At 62.7% G+C, this 23,321-nt stretch carries 23 protein-coding genes, 1 other RNA gene and 1 riboswitch; of the genes, 15 read left to right on the forward strand and 9 right to left on the reverse strand.

What is annotated here, in order from left to right:
• Positions 1–55: 55 nt before the first annotated feature.
• The gene (locus ACWA13_RS11860) at positions 56–1,138 is read right to left on the reverse strand and encodes a hemolysin family protein (protein WP_463934329.1); all 1,083 of its coding nucleotides are present in this window, start codon (positions 1,136–1,138) and stop codon (positions 56–58) included.
• Positions 1,135–2,508 (reverse strand): hemolysin family protein, encoded by a 1,374-nt coding sequence (locus tag ACWA13_RS11865; RefSeq protein ID WP_463934331.1) that lies wholly within the window; start codon positions 2,506–2,508, stop codon positions 1,135–1,137. The genes ACWA13_RS11860 and ACWA13_RS11865 overlap by 4 nt, the downstream gene beginning before the upstream one ends.
• A 467-nt stretch (positions 2,509–2,975) precedes the next feature.
• Here ACWA13_RS11865 and ACWA13_RS11870 point away from each other — a divergent pair, with 467 nt between their 5' ends.
• From ACWA13_RS11870 to ACWA13_RS11890, 5 genes are all read left to right on the forward strand, one after another.
• Complete coding sequence (locus tag ACWA13_RS11870; RefSeq protein ID WP_463934333.1) at positions 2,976–3,239, forward strand: WXG100 family type VII secretion target; 264 nt, start codon at positions 2,976–2,978, stop codon at positions 3,237–3,239.
• Between the two features lie 295 nt (positions 3,240–3,534).
• Positions 3,535–7,338, forward strand: a complete 3,804-nt coding sequence (locus ACWA13_RS11875) for a multifunctional oxoglutarate decarboxylase/oxoglutarate dehydrogenase thiamine pyrophosphate-binding subunit/dihydrolipoyllysine-residue succinyltransferase subunit (RefSeq protein ID WP_463934335.1) — start codon at positions 3,535–3,537, stop codon at positions 7,336–7,338.
• A gap of 159 nt (positions 7,339–7,497) precedes the next feature.
• A complete protein-coding gene (locus ACWA13_RS11880; protein ID WP_463934337.1) occupies positions 7,498–8,097 on the forward strand; it encodes a GDSL-type esterase/lipase family protein in 600 nt (199 codons plus the stop codon).
• A 43-nt stretch (positions 8,098–8,140) separates the two neighbouring features.
• Complete coding sequence (locus ACWA13_RS11885; RefSeq protein WP_463934339.1) at positions 8,141–8,953, forward strand: DUF4097 family beta strand repeat-containing protein; 813 nt, start codon at positions 8,141–8,143, stop codon at positions 8,951–8,953.
• A gap of 109 nt (positions 8,954–9,062) precedes the next feature.
• On the forward strand, positions 9,063–9,137 hold the full coding sequence (locus ACWA13_RS11890; RefSeq protein WP_369299106.1) for a 50S ribosomal protein bL37: 75 nt from the start codon (positions 9,063–9,065) through the stop codon (positions 9,135–9,137).
• Positions 9,138–9,222: 85 nt separating this feature from the next.
• On the opposite strand, the gene rsrA is transcribed toward ACWA13_RS11890, so the two are convergent.
• Together rsrA and ACWA13_RS11900 are read right to left on the reverse strand one after the other, a co-directional pair.
• Positions 9,223–9,483 carry a mycothiol system anti-sigma-R factor gene (gene rsrA / locus ACWA13_RS11895; RefSeq protein ID WP_463934340.1) on the reverse strand — a complete coding sequence of 87 codons (261 nt, stop codon included), beginning with the start codon at positions 9,481–9,483 and terminating at the stop codon, positions 9,223–9,225.
• Complete coding sequence (locus tag ACWA13_RS11900; RefSeq protein ID WP_463934341.1) at positions 9,480–10,283, reverse strand: sigma-70 family RNA polymerase sigma factor; 804 nt, start codon at positions 10,281–10,283, stop codon at positions 9,480–9,482. The genes rsrA and ACWA13_RS11900 overlap by 4 nt, the downstream gene beginning before the upstream one ends.
• 291 nt (positions 10,284–10,574) lie before the next feature.
• Between ACWA13_RS11900 and ACWA13_RS11905 the strand changes: the two genes are divergently transcribed.
• The 10 genes from ACWA13_RS11905 (at position 10,575) to ACWA13_RS11950 (ending at position 18,954) form a co-directional block, all read left to right on the forward strand.
• Complete coding sequence (locus ACWA13_RS11905) at positions 10,575–11,123, forward strand: DoxX family protein (RefSeq protein WP_463934343.1); 549 nt, start codon at positions 10,575–10,577, stop codon at positions 11,121–11,123.
• 6 nt (positions 11,124–11,129) lie between these two features.
• The gene (gene aroA / locus ACWA13_RS11910; RefSeq protein WP_463934345.1) at positions 11,130–12,524 is read left to right on the forward strand and encodes a 3-phosphoshikimate 1-carboxyvinyltransferase; all 1,395 of its coding nucleotides are present in this window, start codon (positions 11,130–11,132) and stop codon (positions 12,522–12,524) included.
• On the forward strand, positions 12,508–13,620 hold the full coding sequence (gene rsgA, locus ACWA13_RS11915) for a ribosome small subunit-dependent GTPase A (RefSeq protein WP_463934347.1): 1,113 nt from the start codon (positions 12,508–12,510) through the stop codon (positions 13,618–13,620). The genes aroA and rsgA overlap by 17 nt, the downstream gene beginning before the upstream one ends.
• A gap of 55 nt (positions 13,621–13,675) precedes the next feature.
• The gene (hisN, locus tag ACWA13_RS11920; protein WP_463934349.1) at positions 13,676–14,488 is read left to right on the forward strand and encodes a histidinol-phosphatase; all 813 of its coding nucleotides are present in this window, start codon (positions 13,676–13,678) and stop codon (positions 14,486–14,488) included.
• A 102-nt stretch (positions 14,489–14,590) separates the two neighbouring features.
• A riboswitch (SAM riboswitch) is annotated at positions 14,591–14,704 on the forward strand.
• A gap of 34 nt (positions 14,705–14,738) precedes the next feature.
• On the forward strand, positions 14,739–16,115 hold the full coding sequence (locus tag ACWA13_RS11925) for an aminotransferase class V-fold PLP-dependent enzyme (RefSeq protein WP_463934351.1): 1,377 nt from the start codon (positions 14,739–14,741) through the stop codon (positions 16,113–16,115).
• A 67-nt stretch (positions 16,116–16,182) separates the two neighbouring features.
• Positions 16,183–16,941 carry a class I SAM-dependent methyltransferase gene (locus ACWA13_RS11930; protein WP_463934353.1) on the forward strand — a complete coding sequence of 253 codons (759 nt, stop codon included), beginning with the start codon at positions 16,183–16,185 and terminating at the stop codon, positions 16,939–16,941.
• A gap of 30 nt (positions 16,942–16,971) precedes the next feature.
• Entirely contained in the window at positions 16,972–17,688 is a 717-nt protein-coding gene (locus ACWA13_RS11935; RefSeq protein ID WP_463934355.1) for a metal-dependent transcriptional regulator, read from the forward strand.
• The gene (locus ACWA13_RS11940) at positions 17,688–18,116 is read left to right on the forward strand and encodes a fluoride efflux transporter FluC (protein WP_463937918.1); all 429 of its coding nucleotides are present in this window, start codon (positions 17,688–17,690) and stop codon (positions 18,114–18,116) included. Before ACWA13_RS11935 ends, ACWA13_RS11940 begins: the two co-directional genes overlap by 1 nt.
• Entirely contained in the window at positions 18,113–18,517 is a 405-nt protein-coding gene (locus tag ACWA13_RS11945) for a fluoride efflux transporter FluC (protein WP_463934357.1), read from the forward strand. The genes ACWA13_RS11940 and ACWA13_RS11945 overlap by 4 nt, the downstream gene beginning before the upstream one ends.
• 68 nt (positions 18,518–18,585) lie before the next feature.
• Positions 18,586–18,954, forward strand: a complete 369-nt coding sequence (locus ACWA13_RS11950) for a hypothetical protein (RefSeq protein WP_463934359.1) — start codon at positions 18,586–18,588, stop codon at positions 18,952–18,954.
• Between the two features lie 57 nt (positions 18,955–19,011).
• On the opposite strand, the gene ssrA is transcribed toward ACWA13_RS11950, so the two are convergent.
• From ssrA to ftsE, 5 genes are all read right to left on the reverse strand, one after another.
• Positions 19,012–19,380, reverse strand: a transfer-messenger RNA (tmRNA) gene (gene ssrA / locus ACWA13_RS11955).
• Between the two features lie 147 nt (positions 19,381–19,527).
• On the reverse strand, positions 19,528–19,998 hold the full coding sequence (gene smpB / locus ACWA13_RS11960) for an SsrA-binding protein SmpB (RefSeq protein ID WP_463934361.1): 471 nt from the start codon (positions 19,996–19,998) through the stop codon (positions 19,528–19,530).
• Between the two features lie 84 nt (positions 19,999–20,082).
• Positions 20,083–21,498, reverse strand: a complete 1,416-nt coding sequence (locus ACWA13_RS11965) for a peptidoglycan DD-metalloendopeptidase family protein (RefSeq protein WP_463934363.1) — start codon at positions 21,496–21,498, stop codon at positions 20,083–20,085.
• 27 nt (positions 21,499–21,525) lie between these two features.
• Positions 21,526–22,440, reverse strand: coding sequence for a permease-like cell division protein FtsX (gene ftsX, locus ACWA13_RS11970; protein ID WP_463934365.1), 915 nt, complete (start codon positions 22,438–22,440; stop codon positions 21,526–21,528).
• Positions 22,437–23,165, reverse strand: a complete 729-nt coding sequence (gene ftsE / locus ACWA13_RS11975) for a cell division ATP-binding protein FtsE (protein WP_463934367.1) — start codon at positions 23,163–23,165, stop codon at positions 22,437–22,439. Before ftsE ends, ftsX begins: the two co-directional genes overlap by 4 nt.
• Between the last annotated feature and the right edge of the window lie 156 nt (positions 23,166–23,321).

The following is a 23,321-nucleotide window of genomic DNA, read 5'->3' on the forward strand; positions in this document are numbered from 1 at the left end:
TGATTCCTATTTAGAATTCGAGGGCGGAGGAGACCCCACTTAGATCCCGGTGCCGTCAGCGATCGCGGAGCGGTTGGTCCTCCTGGCCCAGACGACGAATGCCGGTAGCCTGCGTTGCATCCCGGATCTCCCCCACCAGCTGTTCTATGACATCCTCCAGGAAAAGCACTCCCCTGGTCTGCCCATCCGGGCCAATCACGCGGGCAAGGTGTGAGCCGGTCCGCTGCATCACTGACATGGCCTTTTCGATTTCGTCGTCCAGCCCCAGGTTGGCCAACGAACGGATCCGGCTCTCAGCGATCGGTTTGTCGTAGTTCTCCTGGGGAATGGAGAGTACGTCCTTCACGTGCAGATAACCGGCCAGCATCCCGTCGTCATCCAGCATGGGGAACCGCGAAAAGCCCGTACGGCTCACCGCTTTTTCAAACTGGACAGGCGTGGTGGTGGACTTCATCATTACCAGATCCTCAACGGGCACCATGATGCTCTGCGCCGTGTGCTCGGAAAATTCAAGCGCACCGGTAATGAGCCCGGCTTCATCATCCACCAGGCCGTGCCGGGTCGATTCCTGCACGATCGACTGGACTTCCTCCAGGGTGAAGGTTGATGTGACTTCGTCCTTCGGTTCGATCCGCATCATCCGGAGAATGTGGTTTGCCGCCCAGTTCAGGGCTGAGATTACCGGGTTTACCAGCCTGGCAATGAAAACCAACGGTGGTGCCAGCAGCAGCGCAGCCTTGTCAGCGACGGATACCGAGATGTTTTTCGGCACCATCTCGCCGAACGTCACATGCAGGAAAGTCACCAGCAGCAGCGCGATGGCGAAAGCGGCAACGTCGGCAGCCTCCAGCGGGATACCCACTGCATGAAGCGGCTCCGCGAGCAGATGATGGATGGCAGGTTCAGCGACCTGAAGGATCAGAAGCGAACATACAGTAATGCCCAGTTGCGCACACGCCAGCATGAGCGAGACGTTCTCCATGGCCTGGAGCGTGGTTTTGGCGCGCTTGGATCCGGCGTCCGCCAAGGGTTCGATCTGGCTTCGCCGTGCTGACATGATGGCGAACTCGGCCCCTACGAAGAAGGCATTGCCTAACAGCAGGACAACAAGCCAGGCAATTCCGGCCCAGTCGTTCATCGTCCGGCCTCCTGTTGAATGCCGCGGACGCCTTCGAGGCCTTCAGCTCCTGTTGCCGGTCCTTCTGGTTCCAGGCTCCTCGCGGGGCTGAAACAGATCCGGTCGATGCGGCGTCCATCCATCCTGGTTACGTTCAGGGTCCCGCCAGTTACCTGCACGGTGTCCCCCACCGCTGCAATCCTGCCGAGTTGGCTCATCACGAAGCCGCCAACCGTTTCATACGCGGCCTCATCCGGCACTATCAGCCCAGGAATCTGTTCGGACAACTCGTCGGGCCGCAGCAGGCCGGGAAAGTACCAGTCGCCAGAGGCGCTCTGGAGCAGGCCGGGGCGGACCTTGTCGTGCTCATCTGCCACCTCACCCACAATTTCCTCCACCAGGTCCTCCAGGGTAGCGATGCCGGCGGTTCCGCCGTATTCATCAAGAACGACGGCGAGCTGCAGGTTTCCTTCGCGCAGTTCCGCCAGGAGGGAATCAAGGTGGATGGTTTCGGGTACCCGGAGGACGTCCGTCATGATGGCTCCGACCTCGAGGTTTCGGCGTCGCTCGGAGGGAACGGCGATGGCCTTCTTGACGTGGACCACACCACGGATGTCGTCAGAGGAGTCGCCGATCACCGGGAACCGTGAGTAGCCTGTCCGCCGCGCGGCATCAACGATGTCCGAGACGGGCTGGTCGGCGTCAATGGTCTCCACGCGGATGCGGGGAGTCATCACGTCCGCTGCTGTACGTGCGGAGAAACTGAGGGTGCGTGCCAAGAAGTTGGCGGTGCCGGCGTCGAGGGTTCCCATTTCGGCCGAGCGGCGGACCAGCGAGGATAGCTCTGCAGGTGTCCTGGCGCCGGAGATCTCTTCTTTGGCCTCAAGACCAAAAAGATGAAGCACCCGGTTGGAAAACCCGTTCAGTACCACGATGGCAGGCCTGAAAATGGCTGTGAAAACCAGCTGGGGACGGGCCACGAACCGGCCTACCCGAAAAGCCAGCGCAATAGCCATGTTCTTGGGGACCAGTTCGCCCAGCAGCATGGACAACAGAGTGGCCAATGCCATGGCGATGATCAGCGAAACCGAAGCTACGGCAACCGCCGGCAACCCTGCCGCATGCAGCAGTGGTTCCAGGAGCTTACCCACCGACGGTTCCATCACGTAGCCGGTGAGCAGCGTCGTCATGGTGATGCCCAGCTGGCAGCTGGACAGCTGGGTGGATAGAGACTTTAGGCATTTCAGCAGCGGAATTGCTGCTTTATCGCCCCCGTCGATGGCACGTTGCACAGTGGACTGGTCAAGGGCGATCAGGGAGAATTCAACAGCAACGAAAAAGCCGGTGCCTGCGATCAACAGCAGGCCGGCCAGGAGGAGGAGCCATTCCATTAGGATCCGCTCCTGTCATGGGAGCGGACGCAGCGCGGGGAACGCTGGAGATTAGAAGGCTGCGGATTGCAGGGGAAACTGCCTGGTGGAGGATGGTCAGCGGAAGCCGACCCTGTTTCCTGTAGGTCTGCGGACCAGTGGCTGGCCGGAGAATGATGGGCGCGTGTTCGGGGTTTGCCGGCTCTATGGGTGACTGCGGCGGAGCTGGAAATCATTCCCCGCTGACAGTCCCCAGGCCGGCACCTAGATTTACTGTCCATAAGAATCCCAGTCTACAGGAGCGCTGCCTGCCTTCCCCCGGTAAAGCCCCCCCCTGGATGGGGACCAGTGCCCATCGACCGCCCGTCCGGGGCAGGATAGCTTAGGAGCAATGGATCCGCTCCCGCCAAGCAGGCGGCGAACGTTTCGATCCAATCAGTTGTTCACCTACCGCTTTACACACTGGATCTACGAAAAGGAGATACGTCATGGCTATTTGGGGTGCAGATATTGCTCAGCTGAAGGCTCTGGGCACCAAGCTCAAGGCTGGTTCGTCTGAGATCGAGAAGCAGAAGTCCACGCTGACCAAGGTCCTCGAGGGCACCGACTGGAAGGGCCCGGACGCTGATAAGTTCCGCAGTGAGTGGAATGGCCAGCACGTTGCCTCACTCGCTAAGGTTGCCCAGGCCCTCGAAGAGGCCGGCCAGAAGGCCACCAGGAACGCCAGCGAGCAGGAACAGGCTTCCCGCTAGGCTCCATTCTTCACAGCAAAATGCTGCAGGCCCGGAACGCACCACGCGCCCCGGGCCTGCGGCATTTTCATGGCGGTCACCAGCGAAAACCGTCTCTACAGGCCGGGCCCGCCGTCCCGTTACGACAATCCCCAGGTCGTGTCATGATTTGGGTCACCCTTATTGGGGATTACCCGCCGCGCTCACTAGACTGGCAATGGTCTGGGTTCAGAGAATGCAGATGCTGGTTCTTCGTAGTGCCGTTGCACCGTGGAAACCAGAGGGAAATCAATCTCATGGAAGAGGCGTATTTCAAGTGCCAGAGCAGCCTAGCCATCGTCTACCAGAGGAATTTGGCGGAAACGAGTGGCTCGTTGACGAACTTTACGAGCAGTACCAAAAGGACAAGAACGCGGTGGACGCCAAATGGTGGCCCCTGTTCGAATCCTTCGACTCGGGCACTGATTCATCCGCCAACGGGAAGGGTGCGCCGGCCCGGCATCCCGCTACGCGTGAACTCCCGGTAGTACAGAAGCCCCAGGCCGCCCCGGCAGCGACGCCGGCCAAGCCTGCTACCGAAACTCCTGCCGCCCCGGCAGATTCGCCGGCCGCTCCGGCAGCCGCCAAGAAAGATCCTGCCATTGTGGCCCGCGATGGAGCGAGCAAACCCAAGGCAGGCACCACCACGCAGCCCATCCCCGCGCAGCTCCCCAAGAACGTCAACGCCCCCTCGGCGCCGGAGCAGGACGCCGTCTCTGTCCTGAAAGGGCCAGCCAAGGCCATCGCGGCCAACATGGTGACCAGCCTGGAAGTCCCCACCGCTACGAGCGTCAGGGCCATCCCCGCCAAGCTGCTGATCGACAACCGCGTCGTCATCAACTCCAACCTTGCCCGCGCACGCGGTGGCAAGGTCTCCTTCACGCACCTGATCGGCTATGCCGTCATCCGGGCGCTGGCCCAGTTCCCCTCCATGAACGTGTACTACGACGTCGTGGACGGCAAACCCGTGGCGGTCCAGCCGGCGCACGTCAACTTCGGCATCGCCATCGACATGCCCAAGCCGGACGGCAGCCGCCTGTTGATGGTGCCGAACATCAAGAAGGCCGAGACCCTCAACTTCTCGGAGTTCTGGCACACCTATGAGGACCTCATCAAGCGTGCCCGCAACGGCAAGCTGACTGCTGACGACCACTCCGGAACCACGGTATCGCTCACTAACCCGGGCGGTATCGGCACGGTCCACTCGGTCCCACGGCTTTCCAAGGGCCAGGCAGCCATCATCGGCGTAGGCGCACTGGACTACCCTGCAGAATTCCAGGGTGCCAGCGAGAAGATCCTGGCCCACAACGCCATCAGCAAGGTCCTCACGCTCACCTCCACCTATGACCACCGGGTCATCCAGGGTGCCGGCAGCGGCGAATTCCTCAAACTGGTCCACCAGCTCCTGCTGGGCGCGCAGAACTTCTACGACGACATCTTCGAGTCCCTGCGCATCCCTTATGAGCCCGTTCGCTGGAGTCCGGACCTGCAGATTGATCCCGCGGACGAAATCAACAAGGTTGCCCGTATCCAGCAGCTGATCCACTCCTACCGCGTGCGCGGCCACCTCATGGCGGACACCAACCCGCTCGAGTACGTCCAGCGCAAGCACCCCGATCTTGACGTCCTCACCTATGGCCTCACACTGTGGGACCTGGACCGGGAGTGGCCCACGGGTGGCTTTGGCGGCAAGCCGATGCTGAAGTTCCGCGACATCCTCGGCGTGCTCCGCGATGCCTACTGCCGTACCACCGGCATCGAGTACATGCACATCCAGGAACCCGATGAACGCAAGTGGTTCCAGGATCAGCTGGAGCATCCGTACTCCAAGCCCAGCCGCGAAGAGCAGCTGCGCGTCGTTTCCAAGCTGAATGCTGCCGAGGCCTTTGAGACCTTCCTGCAGACCAAGTTCGTCGGCCAGAAACGCTTCTCCCTCGAAGGCGGCGAGTCCCTGATCCCGCTGCTGGACTCGATCATGTCGGACGCCGCCGACGACGGGCTCGACGAAGTCGCTATCGGCATGGCCCACCGCGGCCGCCTGAATGTGCTCACAAACATCGCCGGCAAGACCTACGCACAGGTGTTCCGCGAATTCGAAGGTACCCAGGATCCCCGCTCCGTGCAGGGCTCCGGTGACGTCAAGTACCACCTGGGCACCGAAGGTACTTTCACCTCCGACCTCGGCAATCAGACCAAGGTGTACCTGGCCGCGAACCCGTCCCACCTCGAAGCCGTGGATTCCGTGCTCGAAGGCATCGTCCGCGCCAAGCAGGACCGCCTCGACCAGGGCGAAGGATTCCCGGTCCTGCCCATCATGGTGCACGGCGACGCGGCCTTCGCAGGCCAGGGTGTAGTGGCGGAAACGCTCAACCTCTCCCAGCTGCGCGGATACCGCACCGGCGGAACCATCCACGTTGTGGTCAACAACCAGGTCGGCTTCACCACCGCACCTTCATCGTCGCGTTCGTCCACCTACTCCACCGACGTCGCCAAGATGATCCAGGCGCCCGTGTTCCACGTGAACGGCGACGATCCTGAGGCTGTCGTCCGCGTCGGGCAGCTCGCCTACGAGTTCCGCCAGCGGTTCCACAAGGACGTAGTCATCGACATGGTCTGCTACCGCCGTCGTGGTCACAACGAGGGCGATGACCCCTCGATGACCCAGCCTATGATGTACAACCTGATCGAAGCCAAGCGCTCCGTCCGCAAGCTGTACACCGAATCCCTGATAGGCCGCGGTGACATCACAGAGGAAGAAGCCGAGCAGCTGCTCCGCGACTACCAGGAACGCCTCGAGCGGGTCTTCGCGGAAACCCACGCTGCGCAGACGTCGCCGATTCCGATCATCACCGCGGACTCCGCCGCGATAGCGGATATTGAGCGACCTATCTCCCAGCGCGCGGATTCCGCGAGCAACGCTCCGAAGTCCACAGCCATCTCCTCGGACACGCTGGCCCGCATCGGCCAGGTCCACCTGGAGATCCCGGAAGGCTTTACTGTCCACGCGAAGCTCAAGCAGCTGCTGGAGAAGCGCGAACAGATGTCCCGTGAGGGCGGAATCGACTGGGGCTTCGGCGAGATCGCGGCGTTCGGTTCGCTGATCATGGAAGGCGTGCCGGTCAGGCTCGCCGGTCAGGATTCGCGGCGCGGCACCTTCGTGCAGCGCCACGCAGTCTTCCACGACCGTGCCAACGGCAACGAATGGACCCCGCTTGCCCACCTCAGCGATGACCAGGCAAAGCTGTGGATTTACGATTCGTTGTTGTCGGAATACGCTGCCATGGGCTTCGAATACGGCTACTCCGTGGAGCGCCCGGATGCCCTGGTGCTGTGGGAAGCCCAGTTCGGTGACTTCGTCAACGGCGCCCAGACCATCATCGATGAATTCATCTCCTCCGCCGAGCAGAAGTGGGGCCAGCGGTCCTCGCTGGTGCTGATGCTTCCGCACGGTTACGAGGGGCAGGGACCGGACCACTCCTCAGCCCGCATCGAACGGTTCCTGCAGATGTGTGCCGAGCAGAACATGATCGTGGCAAACCCCACGACGGCGGCATCGCATTTCCACCTCCTCCGCCGGCAGGCCTACAGCCGTCCGCGCAAGCCGCTGATCATCTTCACACCGAAGCAGCTGCTGCGCCTCAAGGCGGCGGCGTCGTCTGTCGAGGACTTCACCACTGGCAGCTTCCTTCCGGTCATCCCCGACCACGAGGCAGTAGCGGGCGACGCCATCGAACGAGTTCTGCTGGTATCCGGCCGCCTTTACTACGATCTCCTGTCCACGCGGCAGAAGACAGAAGACAAGACAACGGCGATCATCCGGGTGGAGCAGTTGTACCCGCTGCCCAAGGAAGAAATTGAAGCGGAGCTTGCCAAGTACCCGAACGCTGAGGTTGTCTGGGCACAGGACGAGCCGGCCAACCAGGGTCCGTGGCCGTTTATGGGCCTCAACCTTCCGCTGGAGCTGGACCGCAGGATCCGCCTCATCTCACGGCCTGCGTCTGCGTCAACCGCGGCCGGTTCCATGAAGCGCCATGCCGCCGAGCAGGATGCCCTGCTGAAGCAGGCATTCGCACGGAAGTAATCCAGTAACTGCCCGGCCGGACGTCGAAATCCCCGACTCCGGCCGGGCAGTTCTGTTTAATGGGTGGAAGGTCCAATAAAGGCCGGTACCGCATGCGGACAGCACCTCAGGTATTTACCGGCAGGCAGAGAAGCAAAACACCGAAGTTAAGAGGCACTTGTGGAAGACAGGAAGCTGCGTATTGCAGCTGTAGGAGATGAACTGCTGGCCGGACTGGGTGATCCCAGGGCGCTCGGCTGGCTGGGCCGTGTCCTGGCCCGCACTCCACAAGAGAACATGACGCTGGAAACCTATTCCCTCCCCTGCCCTGAGGAGGGCACAGAGGGTCTGGCCGAACGCTGGCTGAAAGAGGCCGGGAGGCGGTTCGGCGACAACCACGAGAACCGTCTGGTTATCGGGTTATCCGGCCGTGACATCGAGTTCGGCCTGTCGACGGCGCGGAGCCGTCTCAACCTCGCCAACATCCTGGACTCCGCTTCCCAAAACCGCATCGAGGTATTTGTCGTAGGTCCGCCGCCCACGCTGGATCCGGCGCAGAACCGCAGGCTGGACGATCTGAACACCGCTTTCGCTGATGTCACCACCCGCCGGAAACATCTTTACGTGGATACTTTCTCACCGCTGGTGAATCATGAACAGTGGCGCCAGGACCTCGCAGCCAACAGCGGCAGCCCGGGACAGGCCGGATATGGCCTCATGGCGTGGCTTGTCCTGCACAGGGGCTGGTTCCAGTGGCTGGGCCTTGAAGCCACGGAGTAGCGTGAAGTAACTGTCACGATCTATCGCGATAACCGGAGGAAGCATGACCGAGCAGACCTGGACTGTTACAGATCCGCAGACAATCGACATTGACGAGGTCAACAGCCTTAAGCTGGGTATGTTCGGCGGCCGGTTCGAGGTCGCCCCTGGATCAGACGAACGGGCCCGGATCGAGGTCAGCGACATTCATGGGGATCCGCTCACTGTCACGCTCAGCGGCGGCAAGTTGGAGATCCGGCAACAGCCGCATGGTCCGCACGGCTGGCTTCGCAGCCTGATGCAGAGCGTCAATACCAGTAGCTCGAATTCGGCCATCATCAGCGTTGTTATCCCGGAATCTGCCGAAATTGAAGCCGGGACTGTTAGCGGCGTGGGCCATGTCCGTGGTACCCGGGCCCATACGAAGCTCAACACAGTCTCCGGGAGCCTCACTATTGAAGAAACCGGCGGCGACTTACACGTCAATACAGTCAGCGGTGGTATCACCATAAGGAACCACGACGGAGTCCTGACCGCCAAAAGCATTTCCGGTGAAGTGGCCGCCTCCGGACATTTCAGCCATATCCGGGCCAACACAGTCAGCGGAAACATGACGTTCGAGCTTCTCGGTTTCACTGAGGATTTTGGCGCAAATTCGGTATCCGGTGACCTGACCGTCCGGCTCCCGGCTGACCTCGGCGTCGACCTTGTGGCGAACTCCCCCGGCGGCAACGTCGTCATCGACGACGCGACGTACGACCCCGCAGGTGGCAAACTCCAGACCATTGCCGGCCCGGACGCCCAACTGCTGCTGGCCCGGACCAACTCCGTATCAGGCACCGTTTCGTTCCTGCACGCACCGGGACCAGCATCGTAGAGCCGCTGGTCATTGCGGGACTGACACCGGTGTCGCGGTTCGCAGCCCGCCGCTTGATGTGGGAGACTTGAGGGCAGCTCTTTTGAGTACAACATTAAGGAGGCCAGCTATGAGCAAGCGAGCACGCAAGCGTCGTGACCGTAAGCGTGGCGGCGCGAACCACGGGAAGCGCCCCAACACCTAAGCTAACGCTTGGGATAACGGCTTAAAGCAAAGCGCCCTGGAACCTCTTCGGTTCCGGGGCGCTTGGTTTTAGGCCGGCAGCCTGGTCAGGCTTCCACGGGGCGGATCGAGTGGATACGGTCCAGGATGGCGTTTTTGAGGTTCTCCGGCGCAGCTTCGGTGCAAGACCTCTTGACCAGGTTGCGGATGACGCATTCGAGGTCGTATTGCTCCGCGCATTCCGGGCAATCGTCCAGATGCTGCTTGATCTCACCCAAGTCCTCATGGGTCAGCGCCCCGTCAAGGTACTCATAGATGCGTTGCATCCGGGTGTCGTCGCAATCGCCCAATCCCTGGCAGTCGCTCATTTCTTATTCTCCTGTTGTGTCCCTGCGGCCTCATTGCTGGGCCCGCCTGCTGATTTGAATCCGCGTTCCGCGGCGTAGTCGGCGAGCATGTCGCGAAGCATTTTCCGGCCGCGGTGCAGCCGGGACATGACGGTGCCGATGGGGGTGTTCATGATGTCCGATATTTCCTTGTAGGCAAAGCCCTCAACATCCGCGAAGTAGACCGCCAGGCGGAATTCCTCGGGGATCGCCTGCAGCGCCCGCTTGACGTCAGAGTCCGGAAGGTGGTCCAACGCCTCCGCTTCAGCCGACCGCAGCCCAGCGGAGGTGTGCGAGCCGGCACGCGCCAACTGCCAGTCCTCAATGGTGTCCGAGTTGGACTGCAGTGGCTCGCGTTGCCGCTTGCGGTAGAGGTTGATGTACGTATTGGTGAGGATCCGGTACAGCCAGGCTTTCAGGTTTGTGCCGGGCTTGTACTGGTGGAACGCAGAAAAAGCCTTCGTGTAGGCCTCCTGCACCAGGTCTTCGGCATCCGCAGGATTCCGCGCCATCCGCATAGCAGCCGAATAGAGCTGATCCACGTACTGCATGGCGTCCCGTTCAAACCGGGCACGACGGTCCTCGGCGGTTTCGGAGGCAACGTCGACGTCCGGACCGGAATCGCCGTAAATCGCGGCTTCTTCGCCCTGCCCTACGGCGTCCTCCCCCTGCGGTGTGGGCTCCTGAAGGTCCGGAGCGGCAGGTGCCGGGCTCGCTTTGCTGCCGGCATCGCTGCCCGCAGCTTCGTACATGGCCGTTGAGGCCGGATCCAAGGTACTCATCGCATCCAAGTCTACTGCGGCACGGCTTGAGGGCCGCAGGCCGTACTCCGGTGCGGCTGTGCCAGGATCGAAATCCGCAGTGGTGAGGTGCAAGGGTCCTGATACTTCCGTCCCCGTCGGCTTCAACAACGTCAAAAAGTCCAACTCCGCTCCACAGTCTCTTGGCCGCCGGCTTCGGTTCCCGGCTTCGAACTCCACAACCCCGCGCCGTGGGCAAATATTCCCCAAAAGTGTAAGACTAGGAAGGATTCCGCCGCGATCGATGCGGTTCGTTCAGCCAGGAGGAACAACATGTCCGTAATCCGCTTTCTCGCCCGGCCCATGCTCGCCTCCAGCTTTGTCGCTGCCGGCATGGATAAGCTCAAGAACGCCGACGACACCGCGCAGCAGTTGTCTCCGCTCCTGCGCCGGGCCTCCGATTCGCTGCCTTTCGCCACCAGCGATAAAACGCTTGCCCGTGTTATCGGCGGCACGCAGGTGGGCGCGGGCGTCCTCTTCGGGTTGGGCAAGTTTTCACGCCTTTCCGCCGGAATCCTTGTTTTGGTCTCCGCACTCAACACCTTCGTCGAGTGGCGCAGCGCCGACATCAGCAATAAGGACGGCCGCAACGCACGGCGCCGTCAGCTGCTCAAGAATCTCTCCCTGAGCGGTGGCGTGCTGCTGGCTGCCGTAGACACCAACGGCAAGCCCAGCCTTGCGTGGCGCGCAGAGCACTTGGCCGCAGACGCGAAGAAGGCGGCAGGCCACTTGAGCGCCGATGTCAAGAAGACCACCGGGAAGCAGTGGAGCAAGGCCGACAAGGTCGTTCGCCGGGCTGCAACCCAGGTCGCGGGGGCATAACACCGCATGTCCGGCTCTGCCTCAGTTTCCAGCACTACTGCCCTTCAGGGCCACTGGCCCGCGCCGTTCGCAACGGCCCCCGTGGACGCCACGGTGCAGGTTCCCGGCTCCAAGTCCCTGACCAACCGGTTCCTGGTCCTGGCCGCTCTGGCTGACGGGCCATCCCGTCTCCGCGCTCCGCTGCACTCCCGGGATTCCGCGCTAATGGTGGAAGCCTTACGGCAGCTCGGCGCTACAGTCACCGAGATCCCCGGCGAAGGCGTATTTGGGCCTGACCTGGAAATCACACCGTTCAGCCCTTCCGCCCCCGCCCTAGCCTCCACCATCGATTGCGGCTTGGCCGGAACGGTCATGCGGTTTGTTCCGCCGCTTGCTGCCCTCCGTCATGGAACAACCCTGTTCGACGGCGATCCCCACGCCCGTGAACGGCCCATGGGAACGATCATCAAGGCACTGTCCGCGCTCGGAGTTGCCGTCGGGGCACCTGATGGGGGAACGCCGTCGTCGTTGCCATTTGTTGTAGAGGGCGACGGAGAGGTGCGTGGCGGGCACCTTGTCATTGACGCCAGCGCGTCCTCGCAGTTCGTTTCTGCCCTGCTCCTGGTTGGCGCCAGGTTTACTGAGGGGCTTCACCTGGAGCATGTGGGCAAGCCGGTGCCCAGCCTTGACCACATCACCATGACGGTAACGGCCCTGCGCAGCGTAGGTGTTTCCGTCGATGATTCAGTACCCAACCACTGGATCGTCGCGCCGGGACCTATCCGCGCCTTCGACCAACGCATTGAGCAGGACCTTTCCAATGCAGGCCCCTTCCTGGCGGCAGCACTGGCCACCGGTGGCACGGTCCGCATCCCGGACTGGCCTGCACACACCACGCAGGTCGGCGATATGTGGCGGAGCATCCTCACAGCCATGGGCGCGGACGTCACGTACGAGTCAGGAGTCCTGACGGTGACCGGCGGGTCGGAGATCAAGGGCGGCACCTTCGACGAAACCAGCGAGCTTGCACCCACTGTGGCAGCTCTGTGCGCGCTGGCAGCCAGCCCTTCGCGGCTGACGGGCATCGCGCACCTGCGAGGTCACGAAACAGACCGGCTGAAGGCCCTGGTCACGGAAATCAACCGGCTGGGCGGCGACGCCGAGGAAACCAGCGACGGACTTGTCCTCCGGCCGGCCGCCTTGCACGGCGGACTGGTCCAAAGCTACGCGGACCATCGGATGGCGACTGCAGGCGCCATCCTGGGCCTGGCTGTCGAGGGTGTACAAGTCCAGGACATCGGCACCACCGCCAAGACCATGCCGGACTTCCCGGAACTTTGGGCCGATATGCTGGGCAAGTCTGCCGGGCAGCAAGGCGGCAGCAGCCACCCGGGAGGGCGCACCGGTGCCCCGAAGGACTGACTCCTGGGACGAGTCCGACGTACGGATCCGTCCCAGCAAGAAGGGGTCCAGGCCGCGCACCAAGGACCGCCCCAGCTATGATGACGCAGTTACGGGCAGGATCATCACAGTGGACCGCGGCCGGTACACAGCGGTCGTTGAGGAGGGCTTACCCGCGGAACGGGTGGTGATCGCCGCCCGCGCCCGCGAACTCCGACGCTCACCCGTAGTGGCCGGGGACTTCGTGTCGCTGGTCGGCGACGTGTCAGGCCTCCCGGATACCCTGGCCCGGCTGGTCAGGATCCAGGACCGCCACACGTTGCTGCGTCGCAGCGCTGACGATACCGACCCCATTGAACGCGCCGTGGTGGCCAACGCGGACCAGCTGGTAGTGGTGGTTGCTTCCGCCAATCCAGAACCACGGACCGGGTTCATCGACCGCGCCCTCGTGGCCGCCTACGACGCCGGAATCGACCCCCTTCTGCTGGTCACCAAAGCCGACGTCAAGGATCCTGCCGGGCTGCTCTCCAACTACGAGCACCTGGACTTCCCGGTGATCATCAGCCGCACAGCCGACACCGATGCCTCCGGAATCGATGCCCGATCCGATGACGGGCTCTCAGCCAAACTGGATAAAAGGGCAGTCGCTGAACTCCGCGCCCATCTGGACGGCAAAGTGACGGTAATGCTGGGGCACTCCGGAGTCGGCAAATCCACCATGGTCAACGCCCTCACGGGCGCTGAGCGCGCCACCGGCGGCGTAAACGCGGTCACGGGCCGCGGACGCCATACATCGTCCTCGGCGTTGGCGCTAAAGCTCGCCGACGCCCCGCCCGGGAGCTGGATCATTGACACTCCTGGTATCCGTTCCTTTGGGCTCGCCCACGTTGATCCGGACCGCATCCTCACCGCTTTCCCCGATCTTGAACCCGGCACCGAAGGGTGTGGCCGTGGCTGCAAACACAGGGACACCACTGATTGCGGCCTGGACCCCTATGTTGCAGCCGGCCTGGCCGGACCATCCGGGCCCGCCCGGTTGGCGTCCCTACGGCGCCTGCTGGGCGTCGACCCACGCCTGGAGGGCCAGGAATCCAAGGAGCTGGGGAGCGTCGGCTGATGCCGCCGATCGCAATCTCCCGGGTTCGCCCTCATTTTGCCGGTAGCTTGTAACCATGATCCAACCCTCTTCGAGCTACAACGATGACCTGCGCCTTGCCCACGTACTGGCCGATTCGGTCGATGACCAGACGATGAGCAGGTTCAAGGCCCTGGACCTTAAGGTCGAGACCAAGCCGGACCTGACACCCGTTACGGATGCGGACAAAGCGGCTGAAGAAGCCATCCGGGGACAGCTTTCGCGCTCCCGGCCCCGTGACGCTGTACTGGGTGAGGAGTTCGGCAGCAGTGGGCACGGCTCCCGGCGCTGGATCATTGATCCCATTGACGGGACGAAGAACTTTGTCCGTGGCGTCCCGGTCTGGGCCACGCTTATTGCCCTGGTTGATGATGGTGAGCCCGTTGTAGGCCTTGTTAGTGCTCCGGCCCTGGGCAAGCGCTGGTGGGCCGCCAAGGGAGCGGGCGCGTACATGGGCCGCTCCCTCGCTTCCGCAACGCGGCTGCGCGTCTCCAACGTTTCCACGCTCGCGGACGCCTCGCTGTCCTACTCGAGCCTGGGCGGCTGGAAGGAGCGCGGCAACCTGAACGAGTTCCTGGCACTGACCGAGGATGTCTGGAGGACGCGGGCCTTTGGTGACTTCTGGTCCTACTGCATGGTTGCCGAGGGCGCTGTGGACATCGCGTGCGAACCCGAACTTAATCTCTACGACATGGCCGCTCTGGTCCCGCTCGTCGTCGAGGCGGGTGGCCGGTTCACCTCCTTGGAGGGTGAAGACGGTCCGTTCGGTGGAAATGCGCTGGCCACCAACTCGATCCTGCACTCTGAAGTCCTCAAGCGTCTGAATCCCGACGTCGACGACCTCCTCTGAGGCACTTGGCGCTCGTAAAATCCCGTAACAAACACGGTAATAAAGCGGCCAACGGCCAGCCGGGGTTTTTACCCGGCTGGCCGTTGTTCTAGTCTTCTTACAGGTCACGAGTGCCAGCGCTAAACCCCGGTTTGCTGGCCGGCAACCCTCCATTCGCGGTGGGGTGCCCCGGGTGACGACCGGGCCGGTCCGGAGCGGACACGGCAAGCGCGGATTCCCTGCATTGGGCATCCTGAGTTTGTGAGGACCCATGACTGCTGTCACCTTTTCCCCCGTTAGCAACTCCCTGGCTGCGCGCCCGCTGGCCGCCGTCACCGGCGCCGAGATCCAGGCTCCGCTGATCCAGGGCGGTCACGTACGCTATGCCAACCTCGACTATGGCGCCTCTGCCCCCGCCTTGTCGGTGGTTTCGGCCTACCTGAACGAGATCCTGCCGTACTACGCGAGTGTCCATCGGGGTGCCGGCTATGCCTCGCAGATCAGCACCTCGGTCTACGAGAATGCCCGCAACATCGTCCGCGACTTCCTGGGAGGGCGGTCCGACGACGCCGTCATCTTTACCCGGAACACTACTGACTCCCTGAACCTGCTGGCTGGCTGCCTGCCGGTAGTGGATGGCCGGACCGTAGGCGAAGTCCTGTACCTGGACATCGAGCACCATGCCAACCTCCTTCCCTGGCAGGGTGTCCCGCACCGCAGCGTGGTGGCCGGGCACACCATTGCCGGCACCATCGAAGCGCTCCGGCACGAACTGGCCCAGGGCGACGTCAGCCTTCTTGCCGTCACCGGCGCCTCCAACGTCACCGGTGAAGTCCTGCCTATCACCGAACTCGCCGCGCTGGCGCACGAATACGGTGCCAGGATCGTGGTGGACGCTGCGCAACTGGCGCCGCACCGCCGGATCGACATTGAAACGTCCGACGTCGATTACCTCGCCTTCTCCGGCCACAAACTGTACGCACCGTTCGGTTCGGGCGTCCTGATCGGCCGGCCGGACTGGCTCGACGCGGGCACCCCTCACCTCGCCGGCGGCGGAGCAGTCAGCGAGGCCCGGCTCGATGGTGTCAGCTGGACCACAGGACCTGCCCGGCATGAGGGCGGCTCCCCCAACGTCCTTGGCGCTGCCACCCTTGCCCGCGCCACCCAGGTGTTGGCTGCCATCGACCCTGCGCTGGTGAGCTCGCACGAGGCTGCCATCCGGGAGCACCTTGTTCAGGGCCTGAAGGCGATCGACGGTGTCACCGTTCACCACATCTTCGAGGACAGCGCTGACACAATCGGCGTCGTGAATTTCTCCGTGGAAGGCTACGACGCCGGACTGGTGGCTGCATACCTGTCCGCAGAGCATGGCGTTGGGCTGCGCGACGGCCGGTTCTGCGCCCACCCCCTGCTCAAGCGCCTTGGCCTGCCCTCGGGCTCGTTGAGGGCCAGCTTCGGGCTCGGTTCCCGGCTGGAGGACGCCGAACGCCTTGTTGCCGGTATTGATGCGCTCCGCAGCACGGGGCTGGGCTGGGACTATGTGGTGGATTCGGGCCGCTGGGTTCCCGCTAACGACTCCCGCACCTATCCGCACTGGGCACCCAACACCCCCGGCACAGCGGGAGCAGCGCCCTGCTCCGTTGACTGAACTGCAGCACCGGCCTGCGGTAAATTCGTAGGACTGGCAGTTTAGTCAAGCACGAAGGAGACATCCGTTGGCACGGGGCGGACCCAAGCTGGAGCAAGGCCGACGCCGGGAACTTGGCCAAAGCTTCCGGGACGGCGGCGAGCACTACCACCGCGTCCGGCCCGGTTATCCATCGGCGGCCGTTGACTGGCTGATTCCGGCGGCGGCGCGGGACGTCGTTGACATTGGCGCAGGAACGGGAAAATTCACGGCCCTGCTGCTGGAACGGGGACTACAGGTCACCGCTGTTGATCCTTCCGCCGACATGCTGGCCCAACTGCACCGGTCCTGCCGGGGAGCATTGGCGTGCCTTGGACCGGCAGAAGCCACCGGCCTGCCGGACCTGGCTTTCGACGTCGTGAGTGCGGCGCAGGCCTGGCATTGGGTGGATGCCGTGGCGGCAAGCACGGAGGCCGCCCGCATCCTGCGGCCGGGGGGAACACTTGCCCTGATCTGGAATCAGCTGGATACCACTGTCCCCTGGGTCCATCGGCTTTCCCGCATCATGCACGCCGGCGACGTCCTCAAGCCGGATTTCCGGCCGGCCGTGGGCCGCGAGTTCCGGGACCTTGAGGGCCGGCAGGTCCGCTGGGAGGATGCCCTGACCACGCAGGACATCGTTGAGCTGACCAAGTCCAGGAGCTACTACCTCGCCGCTGCCGATGCCACCCGCACCAAAGTGCTGGCCAACCTGGACTGGTACCTGCACGAACACCTGGGACATTCCCGCGACGACGTGCTGGGCCTTCCCTATGTAACGCAGGCCTGGCGTGCCATCAAGGCCTGATGGCAGGCCCGGAAGAGTAGGCTTGATCCCGTGAAACCCACCGCGCCGTCATCGTCCATCGAGGACTACGTCAAGGTTATCTACTCCTTTACCGAATGGCAGGACAAGCCCATCACGTCCTCCCAGCTGGCACAGCGGCTGGGCGTAGCCAACTCCTCGGTTTCCGAGATGGTCCGCAAACTCAAGGACCAGGGCCTGGTGGACCACCAGCCTTACAGCGCCATCACCCTCACCGGGGAAGGGTTGCGGCTGGCTTTGTCCATGGTCCGGCGGCACCGGCTGATCGAAACCTACCTGGTCCGCGAGCTGGGCTACAGCTGGGACGAGGTGCACGACGAAGCTGAGCAGCTGGAGCACGCTGTCTCTGACACTTTCATTGAGCGCATGGCGGCCAAACTGGGCAACCCGGACCGGGATCCCCATGGCGATCCCATTCCCGGCGCCGACGGACTTGTCAGGATGCCCAAGGCTCTTTTGATGAACGAGCTCGATGCCGGTCATAGCGGCCGGATCACCCGGATCAGCGACGACAACCCTGAGTTGCTCCGCTATCTGGCAGCCGAAAACATCAACCTCGATTCCGATGTTGAGGTGGTGGGCCGGAAACCGTTCGGCGGGGCCTTGATAGTCCGAATTGGCAGCCGCGGGGAATACCGCGATTTCGACCTCCCCGAGGAAGTTGCCTCTGCGCTCTGGGTACACAGTGATGCACCCCATCAGGGCTGCCTGGTGGGGACGGCAGGGTGATGCCCGCCCGCTGGCCAACGCCCAAGGCATGGCTTGCGGTAGCGGCCGGCGGTATCGCAGGCACCGAACTCCGCTATGGACTGAGCCTGCTGTTTCCAGAGCAGGCGGGCACCATCCCATGGACAACGCTGGTGGTAAATGTGGCGGGCAGCTTTGTCCTGGCGTTCCTCACCACCCTATGGATGGCCCGGCCACACACCTCGTTCTGGCTTCGGGCCGGGCTCGGCCCCGGGCTTTTGGGATCCTTCACCACGTTCTCCGCAGTCGCCTACACCCTTAACTCGCTCGCATTGAGCGGGGCCTACCTGCCCATGCTCGGGTACCTGGTGCTGTCCCTGGTTTTGGGCCTCGGTGCGGCTGCGGCCGGGTGGCGGATCGGCCATGCAGTACCCGTCGGCATGCTGCGGACGGACGGAAGCAAAAGATGACGGCGGCTGTCCTGGTGGGCGCCCTGGGCATGCTGGGCGCATTACTGCGCTTCGCCGTCGACAGTTGGTTTGCAAACCGTGCGCCAGGAGCTGCCCAGATTCAGCGTCCGGACGGTAGGACCGTCCGGCGGCACTGGCCATGGGCAACTCTTGTTGTGAATGTGACGGGCTGTGTGGTGATAGGGATGGCTCTGGGAGGTACTGCCGCGCTGCCCGCCGGCGAGTGGCAGTCAGGGCTGGCTGTGGGGCTTGCCGGCGGTTTGACCACTTTCAGTTCCTGGACCACCGCCACGGTCAGGCTGTTCGGCGAGTGCAGATACGGTGCGGCTGTCATGAACGTAACCGCCAACCTCGTCTTGGGTTTATGTGCAGCGGCAGCCGGCATGGCACTGGTGGGTTAAGCCTCGCCGTTCAGCGCAATGCAGCCCACGGCCCGCGCACAGCCCGGACTCCCGTATGGTTGATGGTGATGATCAGCAGACGTGACGTGGCTATTGCCCTTGATATTCCCCTGGAAATGGCGCATCGCCATGGAGTCCCCCCGCGCGTGAGCCGTGAGGAACTGGATGAATTGTTCAACAATCCCCCGGCGTGGCTGGTCCAGTCGCGGGCAAACCGTACCGGCAAACGCCCTGTCTGGGTCCACCTGACCTGTACTGTTTGCGGCTACTCGGAGGCGGCCCGGCCCAAGAAGTGGTGGCCGGAGTTCACTTATGTCATCTGTGAGCACCACTCGCCGCAGGACCTTCCGGCCCTGCAGCCAGGCTTTGTGCGCAGTGAGTTTGACGGCGTGGGCAGCCGTTTTGTGGGAATCGTGGACGTCGAGGTTCCCAAGTAAGGAGCGCGGGGTCTTCGCAAAAAGAAACCCCTGGATCACTGGGATCCAGGGGTAGCTTTGTGGAGATGGGGGGAATTGAACCCCCGTCCGATGTCGTGTTGTCAGGGCTTCTCCGGGCGCAGTTCGCGTTGGATTTTCTCGGCCCCAGCCATCTTGCGAACAATTGGCTGATCCGGGCCCAGTCATCTAAGAGTCCCGTTCACCCCGATGACGGGGGTAAACAGCAGTGGCTATCTAAATGACGCCAGCATCCGGGGCAATAGCAACCTCGGGCTGACGGACTGTCTTACTGCTTAGGCAGCAAGAGCAAAGTCATCGCGTTTTGAATTGGCGATTATTTTTTTGCAGACAGCGTTTACGAGATAATTCTGCATCCTCGGCCCGCTTCACCTGTCGCGACTAACATCGTCGAAACCGATCATCCCCGTATTTTGTTATCAATCAGCCTGTTGCCAGGCATCTCCCGGCGGGTCAGGTGGAGCAAGCTCCTCCGGTTCCCTTCCGGACTACTTAGTGTAGCGCATGCTTTCCGAAATTCATTCGGCGAAAAGCATGCCCCCTGCGATGCTGCGCTTAGCCGCGGTTCCGCTCACGCATCACGCGAAGCGCCTCGCGCTTGTCCTGCTGCTCGCGCAGCGTCTGGCGCTTGTCGTATTCGCGCTTACCGCGGGCCACGCCGATTTCCACCTTGGCGCGGCCATCGACGAAGTACAGCTGCAACGGAACGATGGTGAAGCCTGATTCCCGGGTTTTGTGCGAGATCTTGGTCAGTTCGTCCCGGTGGAGCAGGAGCTTGCGACGGCGGCGCGCGGCATGGTTGGTCCAGCTCCCCTGGTTGTATTCGGGAATATGGATGCCTTCCATCCACAACTCATCGTTGTAGAAGGTGCAGAAGCCATCGACCATCGAGGCGTGTCCCTCACGGAGCGACTTCACCTCGGTCCCCATCAAGGCAATGCCGGCCTCGTAGGTGTCCATCACATGGTAGTCGTGCCGGGCCTTGCGGTTGGTGGCCACAACTTTCCGGCCACTTTCTTTGGGCACGGTGAAACTCCTCAATCCGAAAATTACGTCGGCTTCGCCGATTGGCGAAGGATCATACCAGTGTACGGCAGCCGGCGCGCTGGCCTAAAGCAGCCGCATCGGGTCCACCGCTGCCCCGTTCAGCCAGGTTTCGAAGTGGGCGTGGCAGCCGGTGGAGTTGCCGGTGTTCCCCGAGTAGGCGATCAGCTGGCCTTGGGCTACCCGCTGGCCGTTGGACACCACAATGCTTGAGTTGTGATAAGTGATGGTGGTGAGCGAGTTCCCTTGCACCACTCCGTGGGACAGCTTCACCCGCCAGCCGCCACCATCGGCGGAGCTCCAGCCGGAGGAGAACACCTCACCGGCAGCCGCCGCATACACGGGGGTACCGCAGGGTGCCCCAAAGTCGATGCCGGTGTGGACATAGCCGCCGGTACCGTAGAAATCGATGCTGCCCGGCGGCGTGGCGCGCCAGCCGAAACCGGAAGTGATCGGGACATTGCTGGCAAAGGGATGCTGCAGGCCAAAGGCTGATGGCGAACCTTGAACGGGGGGGACATAGGCCTGTGCCGGTGGTGCCGGTCGACCCTGTTGTTCCGCCTGGGCCCGTGCCGCAGCCGCTGCGGCTTCGGCAATCCGGCGCTGCTCAGCTTCCCAGGCCTCGCGCAGCTTACGGTCCCGTTCAGCGATTTCTGCCGCCAGCGCGTTCTGGCTCGCCTCGACAGCAGCCAGCTGGCCCTGAATCACAGGCTTGGCCGCCTGGAGTTCGCTGTTCAGCCGGGTGGTATCTGCAATGAGCTGGTCTACATGGGCCTTTTGTGCCGCAGCTTCGTCACGCGCTGCCTTTTCCCGGACCAGAGCTTCATCTGCCTTCGCCTTCAAGTCCTTGATCTCGGCCTCAACGGCCTCCAGCCTTGCCTGGGAGTTGACGTTGGTGGCACTCTGCTGGGTCAGCTTGTCCATTGCCGCATTCTGGCTGCGCATGGCCTGGTCTGCGAGGTCAATCGTGTCCGTGAGGCTGCCGCCGTCTTCGGAGCCGAAGAAGAGGGCCAGGTTCGATGGAACGCCGCCGGACTTATAAGCCTGGGTGGCGATCTGGCCGATCAGCTTTTTGGTTTCCGCGATCTTCTGGTTGTCGGATTCCAGCTGCCCGGCGATCTTGGCACGGTTCTGCTGTGCAAGGTTCACCCGGGCGGCCAGCGCTTCGGATTCCTTGACTGCCGAGGCAACCCGGCCCTGGGCGTCCAGCAGTGCCTGCTGCGCGCCCGGCAGCTGTCCCTGGTACAGCACCAGCTCGCCGGCGGCCTTGGCAATGTTCGCGTCAACAAACTCAAGGGATTGCTGCACACGCGTGGCCTCTGCCTCCAGCGCAGCCTTACGGTTGTCCAGTTCATCTGCGGAGGCCATGGGCGCCGCCGCCCCCAGACTGGCTGTCAGAAGTAGCGCGAGCAAGCCACTGGTGATTGCCGTCCCACGGCGTGAAGTGCGCAGACGTGTTTGCTTTGGGGGTTTGGGGGTCATGAAAAATCCTTCGCTGGTGCGCACGGGCTACACCCTCAGGTACTTGCGGAGCGTCAGCAGGGACGAAATGCCGGCCAGCCCTGCTCCCAGGATCAGCAGAGCCGGGGTCAGAATCAATGTCTGGGCCGGTGAAATAAAGGCGGTATCCGGGTACTGCCTTGACAGGAACTCCCCCAGGAAGAAGTGCGCGACAGCCCACAGCGTAACGGAGGCCAAAGCGGCGCCGATGACAGCCGCAATGACACCTTCGAGGATGAACGGCAGCTGGATCACGGTCTTTGAGGCACCCACCAGCCGCATAATCCCGGTTTCACGGCGGCGGCTGAAGGCAGAAAGCCGGATGGTGGTGGCGATCAGGAGGATGGCACAGACGATCATGACACCGGCAATGATGACTGCGACGAGCGAAGCAGCATTCATAGCTGAGAACAGCCGTTCCAGGAGCTGGCGCTGGTCGATGACAGTCTCGACGCCCGGCTGCGACGAAAAGGTCTCGCTGATGATTTGGTACTTCTCAGGGTCCTGCATGTTGATCCTGAAAGATGACGGCAACTGGTCAGGAGTCACCGAATCCACAATCGGCGAATTGGAGAACTGTTCCTTGAAGTGCTTGTAGGCGTCGTCCTGGGACTCGAACGCGAAGTTGTTGACGTACTGGCTGACCGCCGGCGACTCCAGCAGGGCCTGCAGATTGTCCCGCTGTTCGTCGGTGACCGGCCCGGTGGCGCAACCCGCCGCCGTCGAACCGTCACTGCAGAGAAAAATAGCTACCTGGACCTTGTCGTACCAGTAGCCCTTCATCTGATTGATCTGCAGCTGCAGCATCCCCGCGGCCCCGACGAACGTCAGGGATACAAAGGTGACCAGAATGACGGAAACCACCATGGAGAGGTTGCGGCGAAGCCCGCTGCCGATCTCACCAAGGATGAACGCGAGCCTCATGGCCTGGCCTCCCCGGCGGCAACCGGCTGCACAACAGGAATCATCGAGGTGTAGAGAGCCCGGGCCTCGTCGCGGATGATCTGGCCGTTCTGCAGTTCCACCACGCGCTTGCGCATGGTGTTGACGATGTCGTCATCGTGGGTGGCCATCACCACGGTGGTGCCGTTTTGGTTGATCTTGTCCAAAACTTTCATGATTCCCAGCGACGTGGTGGGGTCCAGGTTTCCGGTGGGCTCATCAGCGAGCAGGATGCCCGGCCGGTTAACGATGGCGCGGGCAATGGCCACGCGCTGTTGCTCACCGCCGGAGAGCTCGTGCGGCATGCGGTGTTCCTTGCCCTCGAGGCCTACGGTCTTGAGCACTTCCGGCACGGTGTCCCGAATGACGCTTCGGCTTTTGCCGATAACCTGCATGGCGAAAGCGACGTTGGCAAAGACGTTTTTCTGCGGAAGGAGCCTGAAGTCCTGGAAGACGACGCCGATTCCGCGGCGAAGGCGCGGCACCCGCCAGCTGGAAATCTTGGCAACGTTCTGGCCGGCGACGTAAACGGCACCGGAGGAGGCACGGTCCTCTTTCAGAACGAGGCGCAGGAAGGTGGACTTGCCGGAGCCGGACGCGCCCACGAGGAACGCGAATTCGCCGCGGTCGATTTCAAGGGTGACAGCGTCCAGCGCGGGGCGCGCTTTCTGGTCGTACACCTTGGTGACATTTTCGAATCGGATCATGGCCCTATAGACCCTGCAGGCAAGCTGATTCAGCCCATACCTGCAACCGGTGCGCGGGCTTTCGTTTGGGGGGAAGTAGGGCTCCGGCACCTCGACTATACGCAGCGGCCCTGCCGAAACCATGGGCCGGGGACCGCGTGTCGCGGATTGTACCTA

It is taken from the genome of Pseudarthrobacter sp. TRD_SC_9 (assembly GCF_055361265.1).